The organism is Geodermatophilus sp. DSM 44513 (genome assembly GCF_032460525.1).
In the GTDB taxonomy this organism is placed as follows: domain Bacteria; phylum Actinomycetota; class Actinomycetes; order Mycobacteriales; family Geodermatophilaceae; genus Geodermatophilus.
In genome coordinates this window covers 4,039,604-4,059,561 of sequence record NZ_CP135963.1, presented here as the reverse complement: position 1 = coordinate 4,059,561, position 19,958 = coordinate 4,039,604, and the positions used below count along the sequence as shown (strand labels likewise).

15 protein-coding genes and 2 pseudogenes are annotated in these 19,958 nt (G+C 69.6%); 10 read left to right on the top strand and 7 right to left on the bottom strand.

The window, feature by feature from the left end:
- The first annotated feature begins 26 nt into the window (after window positions 1–26).
- Window positions 27–620, top strand: a complete 594-nt coding sequence (locus RTG05_RS19685) for a hypothetical protein (RefSeq protein ID WP_166526524.1) — start codon at window positions 27–29, stop codon at window positions 618–620.
- Between the two features lie 49 nt (window positions 621–669).
- Here RTG05_RS19685 and RTG05_RS19680 read toward each other — a convergent pair.
- A pseudogene (locus tag RTG05_RS19680) lies at window positions 670–1,830 on the bottom strand (SDR family NAD(P)-dependent oxidoreductase).
- A 36-nt stretch (window positions 1,831–1,866) separates the two neighbouring features.
- Window positions 1,867–2,682 (bottom strand): SDR family NAD(P)-dependent oxidoreductase, encoded by an 816-nt coding sequence (locus RTG05_RS19675; protein WP_208104667.1) that lies wholly within the window; start codon window positions 2,680–2,682, stop codon window positions 1,867–1,869.
- 135 nt (window positions 2,683–2,817) lie between these two features.
- Between RTG05_RS19675 and RTG05_RS19670 the strand changes: the two genes are divergently transcribed.
- The 4 genes from RTG05_RS19670 (at window position 2,818) to RTG05_RS19655 (ending at window position 6,707) form a co-directional block, all read left to right on the top strand.
- A complete protein-coding gene (locus RTG05_RS19670) occupies window positions 2,818–2,985 on the top strand; it encodes a LysR family transcriptional regulator (protein ID WP_166526521.1) in 168 nt (55 codons plus the stop codon).
- A gap of 321 nt (window positions 2,986–3,306) precedes the next feature.
- A complete protein-coding gene (locus RTG05_RS19665; protein WP_166526520.1) occupies window positions 3,307–3,876 on the top strand; it encodes a TetR-like C-terminal domain-containing protein in 570 nt (189 codons plus the stop codon).
- 1,335 nt (window positions 3,877–5,211) lie between these two features.
- Window positions 5,212–5,784 carry a type IV toxin-antitoxin system AbiEi family antitoxin domain-containing protein gene (locus tag RTG05_RS19660; protein WP_166526519.1) on the top strand — a complete coding sequence of 191 codons (573 nt, stop codon included), beginning with the start codon at window positions 5,212–5,214 and terminating at the stop codon, window positions 5,782–5,784.
- Window positions 5,781–6,707, top strand: coding sequence for a nucleotidyl transferase AbiEii/AbiGii toxin family protein (locus RTG05_RS19655; RefSeq protein WP_208104666.1), 927 nt, complete (start codon window positions 5,781–5,783; stop codon window positions 6,705–6,707). Before RTG05_RS19660 ends, RTG05_RS19655 begins: the two co-directional genes overlap by 4 nt.
- Window positions 6,708–6,792: 85 nt before the next feature.
- Here RTG05_RS19655 and RTG05_RS19650 read toward each other — a convergent pair whose 3' ends face one another.
- From RTG05_RS19650 to RTG05_RS19635, 4 genes are all read right to left on the bottom strand, one after another.
- Entirely contained in the window at window positions 6,793–8,739 is a 1,947-nt protein-coding gene (locus RTG05_RS19650) for a hypothetical protein (protein ID WP_166526518.1), read from the bottom strand.
- An 83-nt stretch (window positions 8,740–8,822) separates the two neighbouring features.
- Window positions 8,823–9,716 (bottom strand): protein NO VEIN domain-containing protein, encoded by an 894-nt coding sequence (locus tag RTG05_RS19645; protein WP_166526517.1) that lies wholly within the window; start codon window positions 9,714–9,716, stop codon window positions 8,823–8,825.
- Complete coding sequence (locus RTG05_RS19640) at window positions 9,713–11,605, bottom strand: DEAD/DEAH box helicase (protein ID WP_166526516.1); 1,893 nt, start codon at window positions 11,603–11,605, stop codon at window positions 9,713–9,715. Before RTG05_RS19640 ends, RTG05_RS19645 begins: the two co-directional genes overlap by 4 nt.
- Window positions 11,602–12,900, bottom strand: a complete 1,299-nt coding sequence (locus RTG05_RS19635; RefSeq protein WP_166526515.1) for a hypothetical protein — start codon at window positions 12,898–12,900, stop codon at window positions 11,602–11,604. The genes RTG05_RS19640 and RTG05_RS19635 overlap by 4 nt, the downstream gene beginning before the upstream one ends.
- 1,035 nt (window positions 12,901–13,935) lie before the next feature.
- Between RTG05_RS19635 and RTG05_RS19630 the strand changes: the two genes are divergently transcribed.
- From RTG05_RS19630 to sigJ, 3 genes are all read left to right on the top strand, one after another.
- Window positions 13,936–15,519, top strand: a complete 1,584-nt coding sequence (locus RTG05_RS19630; RefSeq protein ID WP_315912066.1) for a cytochrome bc1 complex cytochrome b subunit — start codon at window positions 13,936–13,938, stop codon at window positions 15,517–15,519.
- Between the two features lie 96 nt (window positions 15,520–15,615).
- Complete coding sequence (locus RTG05_RS19625; protein ID WP_166526513.1) at window positions 15,616–15,930, top strand: antibiotic biosynthesis monooxygenase family protein; 315 nt, start codon at window positions 15,616–15,618, stop codon at window positions 15,928–15,930.
- Window positions 15,931–15,963: 33 nt separating this feature from the next.
- On the top strand, window positions 15,964–16,917 hold the full coding sequence (gene sigJ, locus RTG05_RS19620) for an RNA polymerase sigma factor SigJ (RefSeq protein ID WP_166526512.1): 954 nt from the start codon (window positions 15,964–15,966) through the stop codon (window positions 16,915–16,917).
- 328 nt (window positions 16,918–17,245) lie between these two features.
- Here sigJ and RTG05_RS19615 read toward each other — a convergent pair whose 3' ends face one another.
- Entirely contained in the window at window positions 17,246–18,037 is a 792-nt protein-coding gene (locus RTG05_RS19615) for an SDR family NAD(P)-dependent oxidoreductase (protein WP_166526511.1), read from the bottom strand.
- A 78-nt stretch (window positions 18,038–18,115) separates the two neighbouring features.
- On the opposite strand from RTG05_RS19615, the gene RTG05_RS19610 reads away from it, so the two are divergent.
- Window positions 18,116–18,667: a MarR family winged helix-turn-helix transcriptional regulator gene (locus RTG05_RS19610; RefSeq protein ID WP_315912064.1), complete on the top strand. Its 552-nt coding sequence runs from the start codon at window positions 18,116–18,118 to the stop codon at window positions 18,665–18,667.
- Window positions 18,668–18,894: 227 nt separating this feature from the next.
- Window positions 18,895–19,948, top strand: a pseudogene (locus RTG05_RS19605) (IS30 family transposase).
- Window positions 19,949–19,958 lie beyond the last annotated feature (10 nt).

The following is a 19,958-nucleotide window of genomic DNA, read 5'->3' as shown; positions in this document are numbered from 1 at the left end:
TCGTCGTCGTTGCGCGAAGCGATGAGGTGCTGGAGGCGGTCGACGACCGCCTGTTGCCCCCAGCCGACGAAGCGCGCCGCCGTCAACTCGTCAGGAAGCAGGATCGCGACGACTTCACCGCGGCTCGCATGGTCGGCCTTCTTCTCATGGGCTTTCTCCATGGCGCACCGGCAACGGAGTACGAGATCCACCAGCTCTGTGACGTCTGTGGAGGTCGCCACGGGCGACCAGCTATCCCTAATCCCAGCAACTTTGATGTCTCATGGTCCCACGATCAAGGAGTCGTCGCCGCCGGCGTCGGCCCCGGACGTATTGGTGTAGATGTTCTCGCCTCGGCCCGTAGTCCGCGTGTTCGTGACCTGCGCTCGTCTGGACTGTCGAATCCGAGTATCGAAACAATTACGCGCGCCGAGGCGCTCGTGAAAGTCGGTGCCGGAGGGCTAGCGGACCTGATCCATGAAGCAGCACATCGCGCAGCGCCGGAGCCAACCGGTGAGGTATATGTGAGTGACAACAATCAACGAGTGCGCCTTCAACGTATGGATGTAGACGATGCCATCGTCTCAGTGGCTTCTACGCACTACGTACGCCCCGTCTTCCTAGACAACATCTTGCCTTGAAATCTATTTCCGCCGTCTGCCGCGGAGCACTTAAAATCGTGTTCGCCCGCTACCGGGGTCCGGCTGGCGCCTTGTGTGCGACTCCCACTGCGACGGGCAAGCACCCGTCGCTCCTGGCGCTCACCGGCCTGCACCCCACGCTGGAGAACCTGCTACGCAAGCTTGCCAGCCATCGGCATCCGGAGCGGAGCTCCGCAGCACTTACAAGCACCGGCCGAGGGGCTTGAACCCGAGGTCGCAGGCCCACCCTGAACTGGCAGCGACGGCCACCTCGGGTGAACCGGTGCCCACGGTCCCGGCTTCTCCTCAGCAACGAGGTGCTCGCGAGATCTTCGAGGCAGGTGACGACCAGGTTCAGCGGTACGGGCGACTGCCGGCACGGCGTGTGTTGGGGCTGTACGGCCTGCTCTTCCGCGTACGTCGGTGAGCTCGCCAGGGTGGCAGCGGCAAGGGCGCAGGCTGAACCGGGCCGGGCATCGAGCCGCCGTCTGCCACCAGTTCGGTACTGGTGGAGAACGAGGCGTCGTCGGAGGCGAGGAAGAGGATGTAGGTGCAGACCTCGGGGACCGTGGCGAGCTGGGGTATGGCTGCGGTGTGCATGTCGACGTGCAGCTCGCCGTCCTCGTCGTGGGCCAGGGGGAGTGTCCACGATCGCCGGGTGGAAACCGTTGACCCGGATGTGGTCGGGCGCGAGTTCCCTGGCGGCGGTCCGGGTCAGCCCGTGCAGCGCCCACTTGCTCGTCGCGTAGGTCGCGAGCGGGGGCACCGCGGCCAGGCCTGCGGTCGAGTTGACGTTCACGCTCGACCTGCCTCCGCCGCTCCGCATGGACAGCGCGACGGCGCGGATGGCGAGTCAGGGACCGACGAGGTTCGTCTCGAGCACCTCACGCAGCGGCTTGGCGCCGAGCCGCGCGATGGTGTCGGGGATCGCGCGGGCCGCGTTGTTGACCAGTACCGACACCGGCCCGAAGGTGTCCTCGGCGAGCGCGACGGTGCTGGCCCAGTCGCTGGTGCTGGTGACGTCAAGCGTCGCGGCGACAGCGCGTTGTCCGCCGATCTCGGCGACCAGCGCGGCGACCTGGTCCTTCCCGCGGGCTCCGGCCACGACGCCTGCTCCCTCGACGGCGAACCGCCGAACGAGCTCGCTGCCGAAGGGTCCGGCGGCGCCGGTGACGACGACGATCCTGCCCTGGAATCGCTCTCCGCCCATGACCTCCTCTTCTCAACGCTTCAACGCGCGGCGGCGTCAACGTCGGTGGACAGCGCCGCCTCGCGCTGCGCCTCGTAGGCAGCGAGTCGGTCGGTGGGGGCGGCGTGCACGAGCCGGTAGGCGTCCGATCCGAGCAGCAGCCGTCGCGGCGGGTCGCCGGCCTCCGCAACGTTGATCATGGCTGCGACGACCTTGCTCAGGTCGCCGGGCATGCTCTCGACCGGGATCGTGCCGCGGGCCGTCCCCCGGGTGATCGGCGTAGGCCGGGTGGACCGGGGTGCGCTCGGCGGCGTAGTAGAACGAGGTGCGGATCATCCCGGGTTCGACCAGCGTGGTGCGGATGCCGAAGGGCTCCACTTCGGGGGCGAAAGCCTCGTAGAACCTCTCGATGCCCCATTGGGTGGCGTGGTAGAGCGAGAAGGTCGGAAAGCCGAGGTGCGCGCCCATGCTGGAGACCTGCAGGATCCGCCCGCCGCCCTGGGCGCGCAGGTGCGGTACGACGGTCCGCGCCAGCTGGATAGCGGCGGTCAGGTTGGTGGCGAGCAGTGCGTCGATCTGGTCGTCGTCGGTGAGCTCCTCGGCCGCGCCGAACACCCCGTAGCCGACGTTGGACACCACGACGTCGACCCGTCCCAGCTCGGCGAAGGCGGCGTCAACCACGGCCCGCAGCTGGGCGGTGTCGGTGACGTCGAGCCGGCGAACCCGCAACCGGTCGCCGTGCACCGCGGTGAGGTCGGCGAGCTGCTCGGACCGGCGCAGCGTGGCGGCGACGCGGTTGCCGCGGGCCAGGAGCTGCTCCGTGACCTCGCGGCCGAAGCCGCGGGATGCGCCGGTGATGAACCGGGTCCTCATGGTCGGCCTCCAGGATCGGGACGAGAGCGCTCGGTCGCGCTCCTGCTCGGTCTCGAGTCAGCCAGTGCACGGCGGCGGCATCAACGACGACGTCCGGTACGTTCCACAGGTCCAGCCTGTCGATGCGAGGGTCCGGTGGAGCTGCGTCAACTCGAGTACGTACTCACGGTGGCCGAGGAACTGCACTTCCGCCGGGCCGCCGAACGCATGCACGTGAGTCAGCAGTCGGTGGGCGAACAGATCCGCCTGGAGCGGGAGCTGGGCGCGGCCCTGTTCGCCCGGACAGCCAGCGCGTGGCGCTGACCGCAGTTCGGCGACAGCGTGCCCCAGTCGGCCCCGCGGGTGGCGGGTGCTGCGGCAGCCTGGTTGAGGCGGACAGAGCTGGTCGGGTGCTTGTGGAGCTCTGTGACCGCGGGTCCTTTTCGACGATGTCGTGGCGGCTGTGCGGAGCCGTGGTCGGATGCCGGTACCCGAACAGCTCCACTCCGGGCGCCGGCGGCGCGTCATTCTTTCCGGTGAGCGGGTAGCGCCACAGCAACGCTGCGGCTACGGTCGGCCGCCGTGCCTGGCCACGATGCCTTCCAGCCCTCCCGGGCACGAGATCAGGCGTGTCAGCGCCCTTCCGTGGGGCGCCCACGCGACCCCTCCCGTGATGATGCGATCAAGGTCGCCGCGCTGCAGGTCTTGGCAGAGGCCGGCTACTGCGGTCTGACTATGGATGCCGTCGCCGCCGCGGCCGGGGTGGGTAAGGCCACGATCTACCGGCGCTGGGCCAGCAAGGGTGATCTGCTGCTGAGCGTCATCGACGATGCCACCGCCGACGAGCTGGCCCGACCCGACACCGGCTGCCTGCGTGAGGATCTCCTGGTCCTTCTGCACTCCCTCGCCGAGGTCCTCGCCGGCCCCTCTGGCCGGGCGAGCCGGACCCTGCTTGGCGCGCTGCACCATGAACCCACGCTGGCCGAGGTCTTCCGGCAGGGGCCGCTGGCCCGCTGGCAGGAAGCCTTCACTGAGGTCATCGACCGCGCCGTGGACCGGCGAGAGCTGCGACCGGGAACAGGCGCCTGGATGGCGGCCGAAGCGGGGCCGGGCATCCTCCTCCAGCGGTGGGCAGTGACCGGGCAGCCGCTGGACTCCGCGGTGGTCACCGTCGTCGTCGACGAGATCCTGCTTCCGCTGCTGCGGCGACGCTGACCGCGTCGCGGCGGCTGTCCTCGCGGAGCACGAGCGGCTGGCCGGGCGGGGTCAGCGCTGAGGCAAGCCAGGCAGCACGGTTGTCCAACAGCGCGCACCCATCACCTTGGAGCTGATCGCCAGATCCGGCTGCGGCACGGACGATTCGCCTACTACGCGACCCCGGGGATCCATCGTGAGCTACGAGTCGAGGGCATATCGGTCGGCCGATACCCGGTGGGGATCGACCGCCCGGCCTCGGTCACCGGGGCTGCCTCGGCCCGCGCCGTTGCCAGCTGCTCTTCGTTTCGCCAGGTGGGGGCACGGGTCACGCACGTGGAGAACCTTGGCTCCGTTGCGGCCTCGCTGCATACCCGGCTCCGAGACAACCCGATCCGGCCCGACGTGGAGCAGGCCGGCGTCCTGGACGGCCGGTTGCACGCGACCGCAGGGCACTCCTGGATGCCGGAGGTGCTGCTCGTCGCACCGGGTGCGGGAGACGAGAGCGGGGATCTGGCGGTGTTGACTGCCGCGGTGTCCGAGCGTAGTGGCCGTAGCGCGGTGGCCGTCCTGCTCGACAAGGAGACGGCCAGCGCGCCAGGGGGTTGGGAGCTCACGTTGACCGACGACGGCCAACTGCTCGTCCCCAAACTGGAGCTGACCCTGCTGGGCCGCCAGCTCACCGCACAGGAGGCCGCCGACATCGCCGCACTGCTGGCCTTCGAACGCGACGCAGAAGACGAGGCGATCCCCGCCACTGCCGGTGAGCAACCCTGGCAGGCCTACACCAATGCCGTCGGCTCCCTGCTCGCCCACGTCACCCGGCCGCGCGAGCCCGATACCGGCCGTGACCCAGGGTGCGGGAACCCTCGGGGGAGGAGGCCCAGACCCCATGGACGCCGGCCGTGCCCGACTCGGTACTGCCGCAGGCGACTGCCTCCTATCTGGGCGTGTCGACGGCCACTGCTGAGGACGTGGAGGAACTGGCCCGCCGGGCCCCGGCAGAACTGCGGAAGCGGGTCGAGACCGACCTGGAGTAACTGGACCGCGACTCGCCGACTGGTGGGACCCGGACTGCGACCGGCCGCAGCTCACGCTGCTCGGACCCGGCTTGGCACCTTACGATCCGTGACACCTGAACCTCGTCCAGCTCAACGATGGCCTGTGGAGTATCGGTCGGCTGACCCCCCAGTTGGGGTGCCGGGCGATTGCGAATCACGACGTGCCGGTGAGTTGCGGGGGCGCCTGGTAGTAGCGGTGGGCTATCCAGTCCACGCTGGCTCCGGTCACCGCCCATCGCGGAACTTTCCTTTACAGTTGATCCCTATCTGTGTGGATTAGTTCCGAGGGGATCCGATGACCGGCGGCGATCTGCCAGCGACGTTCACCTACTCGCAGGCGCGCGCAGCAGGCCTGACCAAGCACGAGCTGTATCGGCTGCGGGACCGCGGGGCGGTCGAAGCGATCGGTCGCGGACTGTACCGCCGAACGAGCGCTCCCTTGGCTGACCTTGACCTCGTCACCATCGCCCAACGAGCCCCCCAAGCCACCCTCTGCCTGACCTCAGCTCTGGCCGAACACCGGCTGACCGACACCATCCCGTTGGAACACGATGTCGCGCTGCCACGCGGAACGTGGCATCCGCACGTCGACGTTCCGGTCCGCTGGCACAGCTTTGCGACGGAGACCTTCCACGTCGGCCGTGACCTATTGACGATCGACGACGACACGGAGATCGGCCTCTACAACGCTCCGCGCACCATCGTCGACGCGTTCCGTCTGCGCGGCGCGCTCGGCCCGGATCTGGCCTACGAAGCGTTGCGCCGCTGGCTGCGCCGCGGCGGACAGCCGGTCGAGCTGCTCCGCGTCGCAAAGTCCTTTCCTCGAGCGACCTCGTCGCTGCGGCAGGCGCTGGAGGTCCTGCTGTGACCGGGCCGCGCCGTGCCAACGCCACCCGAGCTACCACCGATGGACGCGCCTACCTGGATCTGCGGTCGGAAGCCAAGAAGGCAGGCCGCGCCACCGCCGAGTACCTGCGGCTGTACGCGCTGGAAGGGTTCCTCGCCCGGCTTGCCGCGTCGCCGCACGCCCGCCACCTCGTCCTCAAGGGGGGCGTGCTGCTGGCCGCCTACGATCTGCGCCGCCCGACCGCCGACATCGACTTCGCCGCGCTGGCTCAGTCCCGGGAGGTCGAGCACGTTCGCCAGCTGGTCGTCGACGTGGCCCAGATCGTCCTGCCCTCCGGCGAGGACGACGGACTCGAGTTCGACATCTCCGATGTCCACGCCGAGTCGATCCGGGACGAGGACGAGTACAGCGGCGTGCGAGTCACCTTGCGTGCCCGGCTCGCCACCGCCAACGAGACCTTCCACGTCGATGTCAACGTCGGCGACCCGATCTGGCCGGCGCCCCAGACGGTGCACGTGCCGCGCCTGCTGGGCGGTGAGATCGACCTGCTGGGATATCCGATCCCCATGGTGCTTGCCGAGAAGGTGGTCACCGCCGCTCAGCGCGGTACGGCGAGCACGCGTTGGCGGGACTTCGGCGACATCTTCCTGCTGACCGGCGCACATGTCTTCGACGCCCGGGCTGCCCGGGAAGCCATGCTGTTGGTGGCCCGTCATCGCGGCGCGGACCTGCATCCGCTGCGCGAGTTGCTCGACGGCTACGCCGCACTCGGGCAGACCCGTTACCGCCGGTGGCGCGATCGCCAGCACCTGCAGGACCGGCTGCCCGACCAGTTCGACGAACTTCTGGAGGCCACCTTCCGGTTCGCCGACCCGCTGCTCGACGGAGCAACCGTGCCGGATACGGCTCGGTGGGTCCCGGCCACCCGCGCCTGGACCTCATGACCTTGAAAGTCCGGGGAGAGTGCTGGTGGCCCTGGATCTGGTGTCCGATCCGCCGTTCGGCCAGCGGCCGTCGGGCCACGACAGGCTAGGCCGGGGCGCTGCGCGTCCAGGAAGGATCGCCGACCAAGGGCACATCAACATCGGAGCCTGCGGCCGGGCGAGCGAACGGATGGGATGACAGCGTCCGCGCCGCGTCTTCCTCCCACCCTTCCTCCAGCGCGCCTACCCGCAGGGCGTGGACGGCGACCGCGGCGAGAAAGCCACGCTCGTCGTCGCCGGGTGTGAGAAGCGACGGTGGTGCCCAGGCCGGGAGTCGCTCGGCAGGACCCCGGCGTCGGCCAGCGTCGGCGACGAGGTCCAGGACCAGGTCGCGGCTGCAGGCCCGGCGGCCACGCTTGGCGGCGTCGGTCTCGTTCTCGGCGTGCACGGTGAGCGCGCCCACCGTGCGAAACCCAGCGGCCTGGAGTGCGGCGAGGCAGTCGATCCAGGCGGCGGGGGAGCGGTTCGCGTAGGTCAGCACGAGGTGGCCGTCGCGGGTGAGGACACGAGCCGCTTCTCGCAGCACCTCTGTGAGCAGACGTCGGTATTGGCCCGGATCACCGACGCCGGCGACGGTCTCTCCGTCGAGGGATTGCAGGGATAGGCCGGCCCACGCCCGCAGAGGCAGGGACAGCTCGCCGTACTGCACGTCATCGTGGTACGGCGGGTCGGTGAGCACGAGGTCGACGCTGCGGTCGGGCAGGTCCATGACGCGTGAATCGGCGCAGACGACGGTCGGCCGGCGTCCGCGGTGCCGCTGCGGCTGCCGCGGGGACTCGGCCCACCACCGCGCGGACCGAGACAGCGCGGCCAAGCGCCGTTGGATGGTGCCGCGACCGCTGCCGGCGCCCCAGACATGCGGTTCGGCGGCGAGGGTGGTGAGGCTGAAGCGGTGCCCGGCCATGCCTTCGTAGGACTTGAGGTAGTAGCGGTCCCAGCGTGAGACGAGCCCCGCCATCTCGGTGGCCCCGGTGACCGCCAGGACGACGGCGTCCCTGCCCGGGCCTGGTCGTCCGCTGGAGGCGGCGGCGTTCAGGAGTCGCTCGAGGAGGACGCGCTGGCGGGCGGGGTAGAGGTCCTCCCACTGACGGAAGCCGTGCACGTGCAAGACCCGCGTCTCCACGCCGTCGGCTGGGACCGCGCCCAGGGTTCGACCGGGGGTCCAGCTGTCATCGGCGGCCTGGGTCTTCTCCCGGTCGGTCGGCGGCCCGAGCTCCCGTCGTCGTCCGGCGACCCGTTCGACCAGGACAGGTTCCCAGCGTGCACCGGTGCTGAGCCGCTCGGCAAGCGTGCGTTCCGATCCGCAGCCGGTGCAGCTCACCCGCCGGCCGGCGGTGTAGCCCGCGGCAGGATCGACGAGTTCCCGGCAGGTGGGGCACGGCCAGGAGTGGGTGGCGTCGTCAGCGCGCCACAGGTGACCTCGGCGGCAGGCGAGCCAGGCCGGCTTGTGGTCACCGCCGCAGTCGCGGCGAACGGTCAGGCTGACGAGCGCGTGGGGGAAGAGCTTCTGCTCGTGTCCGCATTCGGCGCAGCTCGTTACTGCCACGCGCAGGGTGTGCGCGAGCTGCGCGGCGGTGCCGTCGCTGAGGTGGGTGGCGTACGCGTCCGCGAGCAGCGCCGGCGCCTTCCTGCTCAGCTCGTGGATGGCGACGTCGACCTCGCGGGGGCTCGGCATGCCGAGCAGCAGTCGAAGTCCGCCTGCCGCCCACGGGTTGATGTCTTGGGCGTAGACCCGGTGCCCGCGCCGGAGCGCGGCGAGCGCGGTCGCTCCGCCGCCAGCGAAGGGGTCTGCGACGTGCAGCCGACCTGGATGGTCGACTGCGTAGGCATCGAGCAGCGCTCCGGTCACCGCATCGGTCCGCCGTGCCCACCACCGGTAGAGACTGACGAGCGGGACCACACGTTCCCGGTTGCGGGACTCCGCGCGTGCCTGTGCCTCGACGGCTGCGACGTCGAAGTGCCGTAGCGAGCTGCGGCCCTCCCCTTCGGTCACGGTAGCTACGTTAGGGCCCGGAGGGTCCCCGGGCCCAGTGAGACGCGCCACCTGGTGAGAACCGCCGTGGGTCGTTGCGGCCTCTACGCCGGGAGTCCCGGGCGAAGCAGGCCGGAGGGCAGCGCGAGTACCACGTCGGCCCAGCGGCCCCGAGCATGCCGGTCGATGGGCAGCAAGGGCAGCAGGTCGACGCCGCGGCACCAGCCGGCGAGTTCGAGGTGTTCACCCGTCTCGCTGCCGCAGCAGACGACGAGCGCCCAGGCGGGGTCGGACGCTCCGACGTCGGCCTCCGTGCGGCTCAGGTGCACGCGCAACCCGGAGCCAGCCGTCTTCACCTCCAGTCGTCGGGTGTGACGACCGTCCAACGTCGGCGCGGTGACGTCGTAGCCGAGTTGGTCGGAGACGACGCTGACCTGGCGCACCTGGCGGGCGAGGTCCGGGCGCCCGGCGGCTTGCAGCTCCTCCTGAGCGCGCTGCACGACCAACGCCTCGCCACGCTCTCCAGCGGCCGCTCTGCCCTCGGGGTCCGCGCGCCGGGCGGCGGCGAGCAACGCGGCCTCGCGTTCGTCCGGATCCAGGCCGTTGAGCAGACGCCGTGCGCCCTCTGGCACAACCGTGTAGTCGGGCGTTCCGCCGGTGATGGCCGCGGATGCCCAGGGCGCGGCGTCAGCGGTCAAGAGTGTGCGCACGACCAGGGCACAGGCCTGGTCCGGCGGCAGGGCGGCGACCACTGTCAGGCCGGGCGCGGCGACGAGTTCCCCGGGGCCGGGGCCCTCGGTGAGCAGCCGGAGTCGGATGAGCAGCATCTCGCCGGCCGCCAGGTCCTCGACGCCCAGGAGTCCACCCGTGGGCAGGCGCCGGAACATCTCTCGGCGCGCGCGAGGGGAGCTGACGGAGCCCGCCAGCGCCGGTGCGAGCCGGACCGCGGCGCGGACCTGCTGCCAGCCGGGCAGCTCGCGCGCCGCGTTGTCAGTCATGGTGGGGAGAGGCCGCGGAGGTGGGCGAACAGAGCTGCGGCGTCGTCGCGGTTGTCGAGCACCGGCCCGTAGTCGTCCTCGTCGGGCAGGGCGAAGGTGGTCAGCTCGGGGTCATTGAGCAGTGCGCTCAGCCGCTCGGCCTTCACTCGTACGCGGCGATCCACGGTCTCGTCGACGGTGCCGCTGGTGACCAGGAACGTCACCTGGGTCCTGGTCCCGGGCGGCAGGCCGAGGCGGTGGATCCGGTCCAGGCTCTGCAGATATTGGCCGGCGTTGAAGGTCCGGTCGAGATAGACGGCCTCGTGGCACACGTCGTGCAGGCTTACCCCTTCGCTCATCGCGGCGGGGTTGGCCAGCAGAACGGTGCAGTCGGGATCGTGGCGGAAGCGCCGCAGCTCCTGCTCCCGGGTGCGCCCGCCCGGTCGTGCCGGCACCTCAGCCGGCACGCCGCCGTGCACGACGGCCGGGTTGAGCGCCGGCAGCACCCGGCTGGCCAGTTGCTCGAGGTTGCGCACGAAGTTCGACCAGACCAGCGTCTTGCGGGGCGGTGTGGCGGCCGCGTTCTCCGACACGATCTGGGCCAGCGCGGCGAACTTGGGGGGTGTCTCGTACGTCCCGTAGTCGGCGATGAGTTCGGCGAGGCGGCTGCCGGGTGGGATGTCGAGGGGCGGATGCTGGAAGGGCAGGGGGTCGCCGGTGGCCGAGCCGGCAGCCAGCAGCGCCGGATTGGTCGCGGCCTCCAGCAGGTACATCACGACGCGGCCCATGCGGGCGAACGCGGTCTGGTCCTGCGCGGTGGACACGAACTGCTGCGCCGCCCGGTTGCGCAGCGCGGCGTAGATCTCCGCCTGCAGGCCGTCCAGGGGGATCGGCTGAACCGTGAAGGCCATCTCGGGGAGGTGCAGCTCTGCCTTGGTGGTGCGGGCGAACAGCGGCGCGACGGCGACCTGGGTCTCGTGCATGGCGCTGGCTGGGGGTACGGCCGCGAACGCCTGCTGGGGGAGTAGTGCCCTGCCCTGTCCGGGCCAGCAGAAGTCCAGGAGGGCGGCGAGGTCGCGGGGGTGGTGCGGCGCGGGGGTGCCGGTGAGGACGTCCCGCCGGGCGGCGAGACGGGCCAGGTCCAGGGAGGCCGATCCCCACTGGCCGCCGCGACCACGCTTGACCCGGTGGGCCTCGTCGAGCACCACGTGCGTGGGCTGGGCCGCCACCCAGGCCGCGATGTCCTCGTAGGAGGACAGCAGCCGGTTGTAGGTCACCAGCAGGACCTCGGTATGCCATTCCCCTGCGGCCACGGTGCCGATGGTGGGTGGCGGGGCCAGCCACCGGGCCGCCTCGGTCCGCCACCCCTCGAACGCGGAGAGCGGCCCGGCGACGAGCAGCCGCTGGACGCGTCCGGCGGCGCGTTCCGCCTCATACACCGCGTAGGTGACCGCGGTCTTGCCCGCTCCGGGCACGCTGAAGTTCGCGCCGTGGGGCAGGGCGAGCAGCCGGCCCAGGTCGCGGAGCTGGAACGGTTGCAGAACATCGGGGTTCATTCGTGACCCGGTCAGCCGGCTGCGGACGGCCGCCGCGTCCAGGGATGTGCTGTCGCGCGCCGCTGCCAGCTCGCCTCGTTCCGAGCCGGCGGCCGAGACGAGGTCGCGGGCACGGTCGTCCCAGGTGATGCCCACCCGGGATCGACGCAGGGCGGGGGGCAGCCAGGCCAGATCGGTGAGGAAGCGGTGCTGGGCAACCGTCGTCCGCTCGTTCGGCCGAGTGCCGCTGGCTCCCCAGTGCGCGAGGACCTGCGACCAGAGCGCATCGGGTACACCGTCGGTTCGGCGCACGTCCACGACGGGTGGTACGTCGCGTGCGCTGATCTGAAGAAGAGGCGGGTTCGGCGCGCTCACCGGGACTGCAGCCGGACGATCTTGTCGCTCAACGTCTGTACCGCGTCGGCGAGGTCGGTGCAGTGATCAGCGAGCTTGTGCAGGTCCAGGCCAGCGTCGCTCTCGACACGGTCGAGGGCTCGTCCGGCCCGGACCACGTTCTCGCTCGCCTGCCGCAGGTAGTTGGCCGGCGCGAGCAGCCGGTTGGCGGCCTGCCGGTCCAGCGTCGCGTCGTAAGTGGCACTTTCGACGACGGCGCTCAGATGCCCGTGCACGTCTTCCCAGTCGATGACCTGTGACTGTCCGCCGTCCTCCGCTGGGGGGATCTCCACCTGCCCGGCGCGTTTGGCCGCCAGGGTGAACTCGAGTAGATCCTCGGCTGCGCTTCCCCCGGCATCGAACACCTCCAGCTCGCCCAGGCCGGGGAGCTCGGGTTGGTCGTCCACCGGGGCGCTCATCGCCGCAACCGCGGCCGGCAGCACCTCGTCCTCCTCCAGGTGCACGTGGAGGTACTCGGCGACGAAGTCCTCGTCGACGTTGCGCAGCCGGGCATAGCCTTGCTCGGCGAGCATGCAGAGCAGGCGGGCATCCCGCAGGCGGGCAACGGCCTCGGCGTCGTCCCGTAGCCGCTGCGCTGCGTCGTCGAGTTCCCGGAGCGACTGTTCCTTGTCGTCGAAGAAGGTCAACGGCAGCACCCCGTCCCCGGCGCGCTGCTGTGCATCCCGGATGAGGGCCAGACTGCGGCGCATCCGAGCCACGTCGCTGACCGCAACGCGGAGTTCCCCGGCGATCCGGTCGTCGTTGTAGTCGTAGAGCGTCGTGAAGTCCTCGACGAAGACCAACCGGTTGGTGAAGGTGTAGGGCTCCTTGTAGTCCTCCTGCACCTGCAGGCGCAGCTCGATCTGGTCGATCTCCCGCGGTCCCGCGTCCTCGGGGAGCACGGCGACCCGGACGTACTCCCGCCCCAGGTCGCTCAGCGCGGTGGCCCGGCGGTTGGCGTTGACCAGCAGGCCTTCCACGGTGATCACTCCGGCGTTGCGCTGACCCTCGGCCGCGAGGTTGGCCAGGATGGCCTTGTACTCATCACTCTCCGAGCCCGCCGGGCCACCGCGCAGCACTTCCCGCAGCACATCCTGCGCGTCGTCGGCGAAAGGATCCTGGTCGACAACTCCTCGCTGCGGGTGAGACTCCAGCTGCGCACGGATGCGGTGGCTGCGCGGGTTCAGCACCGTCGCCGCGAGGGGGACTTCGACGACAGGGAGCGCCCTGTCGCCATCGCGCCATGGCAGGCGCTCAGTCTCCCGGTGCGGGTCCATCCGAGAGGCCTCCACCGCCGATCGGATGAGTTCGCGACGTGCCTCTGGCGGCATGACCGGCAAGTCTGGCCCCTCTCGTCCCGCCGGTACGATCCGGCACTCCACGGCAATCTTGCCGGGTCGGCGCCGGAAGACACGGCTTGGGCACGCGTTTCCGCCTCGGTCTGGTTCTTTAGCGGTGTCCGACGAGATTCTCTGGTGTCATAGCCAGGGGCCGCCTGGCCGGCGTAGCTTCCGCACGGGCCGAGGATCCGCCGGATCTGAGGCGTCAGCGTCCCTCCTGCATCGCGGCGGGCACGGTCGATGCCGAGGTCCTGGATGAGGCGGGCCGCCACGGGATTGGTGCGCTCTGCCAGCTGCGTCCGGCCACGCACGTCGCGGCCGCTGCGCGGAGACCGGGTTGGCGCGGGCACCTCGTCGCGGCTGTCGTTGGACCCGGCCCGTGTGGCGCCAGCGACGTAAGTCGTTCCGCAGGGAATCGGCTGTCGACACGGCTGGCCATCGGCGGGCTGCTCGAGGACCGTCCCCCTGAGGGATCGCCCCGCGGGACGCCGGTGGTTGGCTGCCCGGTCCGCCCGAACGTGGCCGTTGCGGGTTCTTCTGGTGGAACGTCGTTCGAGTGGGATCGGCGACGGGGATCCAGTCTTTAGATGTTCCGGCCGGGTTCGTCAGCCTCTGGGCCGGGCCAGGGTGAGTGGGAGTCTCGCGGCCCTCGCCGTCATCATCGCCTCCACTTTGGCTGCCGGTGCGGTGGCTGTGCTGAACCTCCGGCGCAGTAGGCGACCGCTCTCCGCCATGCACCTCACATCTGGAGGCGCTGTCTCGTCATAGGGGCGGAGACACCTGCCGCAGCGACCTGGAGGGCCAAAGCCCGGTGGAATGCACAAGCCCGGTGCGCCGACCAAGGGCCACCCGGCTACCTCGTCCTCGGGTCGGCGAGCGGGCTCGGCGCCGATGACTTCGACAGCGAACGCGCCGGGCGTCCCGAGTACCAAGCTCGGCCAAGCGGCCCACCAGGCCGACGATCGGCTGATCGTGGCCGGCCCGCTGCGCCGGATGCTGAACAAGGTCTTTCCCGACCACTGGTCGTTCCTGCTCGGGGAGATCGCGCTCTACTCGTTCCTCATCCTGCTGTTGTCCGGCACGTACCTGACCTTCTTCTTCGACGCGTCGATGCGGGAAGTCGTCTACGAGGGGTCGTACGCGCCGTTGCGCGGCGTGGAGATGTCGGCCGCCTTCGAATCGACGCTCCGCCTGTCGTTCGATGTCAGGGGCGGGCTTTTCATGCGGCAAGTGCACCACTGGTCAGCCCTGTTGTTCGTCGCCGCGATCATCGTCCATCTGCTGCGCGTCTTCTTCACCGGCGCGTTCCGCCGGCCGCGCGAGACCAACTGGTTGATCGGCGTCGTCCTCCTGCTGCTGGCCATTCTGGAGGGCTTCGCCGGGTACACCATGCCCGACGACCTGCTGTCGGGAACGGGACTGCGGATCGCCTCGGCAATCATCTTGTCCATCCCGGTTGTCGGTACCTGGTTGCACTGGGCCGTCTTCGACGGAGACTTCGTGGGCGAAGTCATCGTCGGGCGTCTCTACATCCTTCATGTGTTGCTGATCCCGGCGATCCTGCTGGCGCTCATCGCCCTGCACCTGCTGATCCTGGTCAAGCAGAAGCACAGCCAGTTCCCGGGCGCTGGGCGGACCGAGCACAACGTGGTCGGCAACCGGCTGTTCCCGACCTTCGCCGGTAAGGCCACCGGCCTCTTCTTCGTCGTCTTCGGCGTCTGCGCCGCCCTGGCCGGGCTGGTGCAGATCAACCCCATCTGGCTGTGGGGGCCGTACAACCCCGCCCACGTGTCGGCCGCCTCCCAACCCGACTGGTACGTGATGTTCCTCGACGGGGCGCTCCGACTCTTCCCGGCCTGGGACATCAATCTGCCCGGCGGGTACACCATCCCGGCGCCCTTCTGGCCGACCGTGGTGTTGCCGGGCCTCCTCTTCACGGCCCTGGCGCTCTACCCGTTCATCGAGCGCAAGCTGACCGGAGACACCGCCTCACACCACCTACTGCAGCGCCCCCGGGACGTGCCGGTACGTACGTCTCTGGGCGCGATGGCATTGGCCTTCTACCTGGTGCTGCTCATCAGCGGCGGCAACGACGTCATCGCCGACAAGTTTCACCTCAGCCTCAACGCGATGATCTGGGCCGGCCGCATCGGCTTGATCGTCCTGCCGCCGATCGCCTACACGGTCACCTACCGCCTCTGCCTCGGGCTGCAGCGGCATGACCGAGAGGTGCTCGAGCACGGCATCGAGACCGGCGTCATCCGACGGCTGCCCAGCGGCCAGTTCGTCGAGGTCCACCAGCCCCTCGGGCCGGTGGACGACCACGGCCACGGCCGACTGGCGTACGGGGGCGCGCCGGTGCCGAAGCGGATGAACCACGTCGGTACCGCCCGCCGAGCCGTCCGCGGCTTCTTCTCCCCCATCGAGCAGCCTTCCCCGATCGCGCTCGACAACCGGCGAGACGACGGACAAGAGACGGCGCCTGAGGCAGGCCGGGAGCTCACAAGTTCCGGACGCCCTTTCGATGGCGGCAGACCGCAAGAGCCCAGGGATTAGAAGCAAGGAGCCGCCAACGGGGACTAACGCTCGCCAACCGCAACCGCAACCGCAACCGCAATCACGTCAGGGCACCTCACACGCAAAGGAAGTCTCATGAGCACCGACACGCACGCAGGGGTCACCTTCATCAACGTCATCGACGTCGAGCCGGCCAAGCAGCAGGCAGTCGTCGACATCCTGAAGGAAGGCACCGAGAAGGTGATCCGGCACCGACCAGGGTTCCTCTCGGTGCGCATCCTTGCCAGCAAGGACGGAACCAAGGTGGTCAACTACGCGCAGTGGCGCAGCGTCGAGGACGTCCAGGCCACCCAGGCCGATGCCGACGCCGCCGAGTACGCCAAGCGCGCCGCGGCCTTGGCGACGGCCGCCCCGAACGTGTACTTCATGGTCGCCGAATACCAGGGCTGACGTGCGGGCGACACCTGGTTCAAGGGGACACGGATGAGGAAAGACGACACGGCGCGACCCGCACGCCAGGCCGACGACTCGGAGCAGAGTCCCGGGTTTGAAGCGGTCAAAGCGGAGCGCACACTCCTGATCAACCTAAGCTATCGACTCCTCGGCTCTGTCGCGGACGCCGAAGACGCCGTGCAAGAGGGCTACCTCCGCTGGTACCGGTTGAGTGAGCAGGATCAGGCCGCGATCGAATCCCCATCAGGATGGCTTATCAAGGTCGTCTGCAGGATCTGCCTCGACATGCTGCGCTCGGCTCGCTCCCGCCGGGAACGCTACGTCGGGGAATGGCTGCCCGAACCTGTACCGGAGGCCGGGCAGTGGGCCAGCCACCGAGCCTGCGGCGGCGAACTCGATCCGGCCGACCGGGTGACACTCGACGAGTCCGTATCGATGGCCGTCCTGGTCGTCCTGGAAGCCATGACACCGGCCGAACGCGTCGCCTTCGTCCTGCACGACGTCTTCCGATACTCCTTCACCGAAGTCTCCGAGATCGTCGGACGTACTCCACAGGCCTGCCGCAAACTGGCTTCCTCCGCCAGGCAACGCCTCAATACCTCGAGACAGGTCATCGCACCGAGCTCTGAGCATGCGGCCGTGGTCCGGGCCTTCAAGAGAGCCTGGGAGACGGGCGATCTAGCGGGCCTCATCGCGCTGCTGGCACCAGAAGCGACAGCAATCACCGACGGCGGCGGACGGGTGAGCGCTTCCGTCGAACCGATCGAGACAGCCACCTCCATCGCTGAATTCCTCCTGGGCGTCCGTGACCGGCAACCGAATCTGCAGATCGGGGAGGCCCTCGTCAACGGTGAAGCGGGCCTCGTCGCGCAGGCAGACGGCACGACGCTTGCTGTCATCGCGCTCGAAACGGCGAAGCAGCGCATTCATCGAGTCTGGGCTATCCGGAACCCAGACAAGTTGGGCGCGTGGACACCGCTCTGAGGCGACTGAGTCCTTTCGAACGGCCTCCGACGCCTCGTGCCTCGCAGTCGACGGCCCTGGTGAGCTGACGCGGCCACACGTCCGATCGGCGTCCCCGCAGAGGATCAGCCATCGGTGCACGAGCGATCGACGGCAGGTCGGGATCTACTGACAATCTGGGGCGGTGGACATGCGACGTCTGCCTGGGCGAACCCTCCAGTCGCAGGTGCCCGCGTGTCACAGACCGTTCGGGGATCCCCTGCGGGACGGGTGATCCCCGGCCACTGTGACCTTGCGGTCATGTCGGTAGAGGTTCGGCTTGCGGGACGGGCTCTCGCTAGGGAGGCGGTCAGAGCACTTGGACCAGGCGTCCCCCGTCCGCGCGGAGCGCGCCGCCGTTGGTGGCCGAGGAGAGCGGGCTGGCGAGGTACGTGATCAGGCTCGCTAGCTCGGCAGGCTCGAGGAAGCGCTGTACGAGCGAGGTGGTGTTGCTCGCGGCGATGGCGGCCTTCATGTCCTTCTCCGACAGCCCTTGCAGCTCCGCGATGTGGCGGACGGCGGACGCGACGCCGTCGCTGTACGTCGGGCCCCCGAGGACGGTGTTGACCGTGACCTCGGTGCCCCGGGTCAGCTTGGCGAGACCGTTGCTCAGTGCGAGCATCGCGGCCTTGGTCACCGCGTAATGGATCATGTCCGACGGGACGTCGACCCCCGACTCGCTGCTCACCATGACGATGCGCCCCCACCCCCGCGCGAGCATGCCCGGCAGCAGCTGTCGCGACAGCCGCACGGCGCTCATCAGGTTGACGTCGACGACGCGACGCCAGTCCTCGTCCGTGATCGCCGCGAAGGACTTGACCTCGAAGACCCCGACGTTGTTCACCAGGACGTCGACGTCGCCGACGGCCTCGAGCAGGCGGCCGACCTGGTCGTCGTCCGCGACGTCACCGGCGACACCCGACACCTCGACGCCGTGCCCCTCCCCTTGCAGACGGCTCACAGCGTCTTGAACCCCTTCGGGCGTGCGGCCGTGGAGGACGACAGCAGCGCCCTCGGCCGCGAGCGCCCCGGCGACGGCGTACCCGATGCCCCGCGTCGAGCCACTGATGAACGCCCGCTTGCCCCTCAACCGCAGATCCATGTCCCCCTACCTCGCCGTCTGACTTGCCTGAGCAAGTGACGGTACACGTGACTTGCCTGAGCAACTGACTTAGCCTGCGTGCATGCGTTGCTTCCGCCGTCGGCGACGATGAGTGAGCTTCCCGACCCAGCCGGGTTCGAGGGTGACGAGCTGCTCACCTGGTCCGGCCTGGCCACGGTGCTGGAGTGGTTGCCGGCCCTGCTGGACGCCCAGGTACAGCGTGACGCCGGTCTGACGCACTTCGAGTACGGCCTGCTCTACGCGCTCTCCTCCGCCCCCGACCGGACCCTGCGCCTGAGCGTGCTGGCGGGCTACGCGAACAGCTCGCTGACCAAGCTGTCGCGCGCCGTCACCCGCCTGGAGCGACGGCAGTGGGTGCGCCGCACGACCGATCCGACCGACGGGCGGTACACCCTGGCGACCCTCACCGACCTCGGACAGGGCAAGGTCGAACAGGCCACGCCCGGGCACGTCGCGACCGTCCGGCAACTGGTCCTCACGCCCTTGACCGCAGCCCAGCGCCGGCAACTCCGCGACATCACTCAGCGCATCCTGAGCGCCGCCGGCCCCCTGCAGCCCTGGCGAGCGCCCACCGAGGAGACCCCAGCCGAGACGGACGGCCACCGCTGAGTTCAACGGCGCAGCTGCCTCTACCGACCAGGATCCCCGCGCTCAGGGGGTGCTCGCAACACCCTGACTGGGCTGGGGGTCAGGGCATGGCGAGGACGGCTGAGTTGCAGCATCTGCGGCGGGGGTTCTGGCGAGGGGTGCGCGAGGGCCTGTCGACGGTGGAGGCCGCGAAGCGGGCCGGCGTGTCGGCCGACCGGGAGTTCCGGTGGTTCCGCGAGTGTGGCGGAGTGTCTCCTGTCAGCCTGGTCGAGCCAGTCGGCCGGTATCTGTCGTTGGCCGAGCGGGAGGAAATCTCTCGCGGTCTGGCCGCCGAGATGACTTTCCGTGCCATCGCCGGTCAACTGGGCCGGAATGTGTCCACCATCAGTCGGGAGGTTGATCGAAACACCTCTGATGGGCGGCAGTACCGGGCAGTGGCGGCGCAATTGTCCGCCGAGAAGCGAGCGCGGCGGCCTGGCCGCGAAAGCTCGAGAATCCGGCTCTGCACGCCCGCGTCACCGCCGATCTGGAGAAGCGCTGGTCACCGGAGGAGATCGCCGCCCGGCTCCGGCTGGACTTCCCGACGATGTATCGATGCGGGCCCCTCACGAGACGATCTACCAGGCGCTGTTCATCCAGGGCCGTGGTGCGCTGCGCCGCGATCTGAACACCTGCCTGCGGACGGGCCGGGCGCTGCGCCGACCCCGCCGCCGGATCGATGGCCGCGCCGATCCCGACCGGCGCATCCCGGACAAGGTGATGATCTCCGAGCGGCCGGCCGAGGCCGCCGACCGCGCCGTCCCCGGCCACTGGGAAGGCGACTTCGTGATGGGCAAGAACAACCGCTCCGCGGTCGCCACCCTGGTCGAACGCAGCACGCGCTTCCTGATTCTGCTGCACCTGCCCGGCTCGCACGACGCACTCGCATTCCACAACGCCACCGTCGAAGCGATGGGCAGATTGCCCGAACACCTGCGTCGGTCGCTGACCTGGGACCACGGCCTGGAAATGCGCAACCACAAGCAGATCAGCATCGCCGCCGATGTGCCCATCTACTTCTGCGACCCACATTCACCCTGGCAACGAGGCACCAACGAGAACACCAACGGACTGCTTCGCCAATACCTGCCCAAAGGCACCGACCTGTCCGTGCACAGCCCCGCCGACCTCGCCGCCATCGCCGCCATCGCCGCCGAGCTCAACGGCCGCCCCCGCAAGACCCTCGGCTGGCTCAAGCCCGACGAGGTCATCGGCCCACTACTCTCCGATGATCAATCCGCGGGTGTTGCGACCGCGCCCTGAGACCACCACT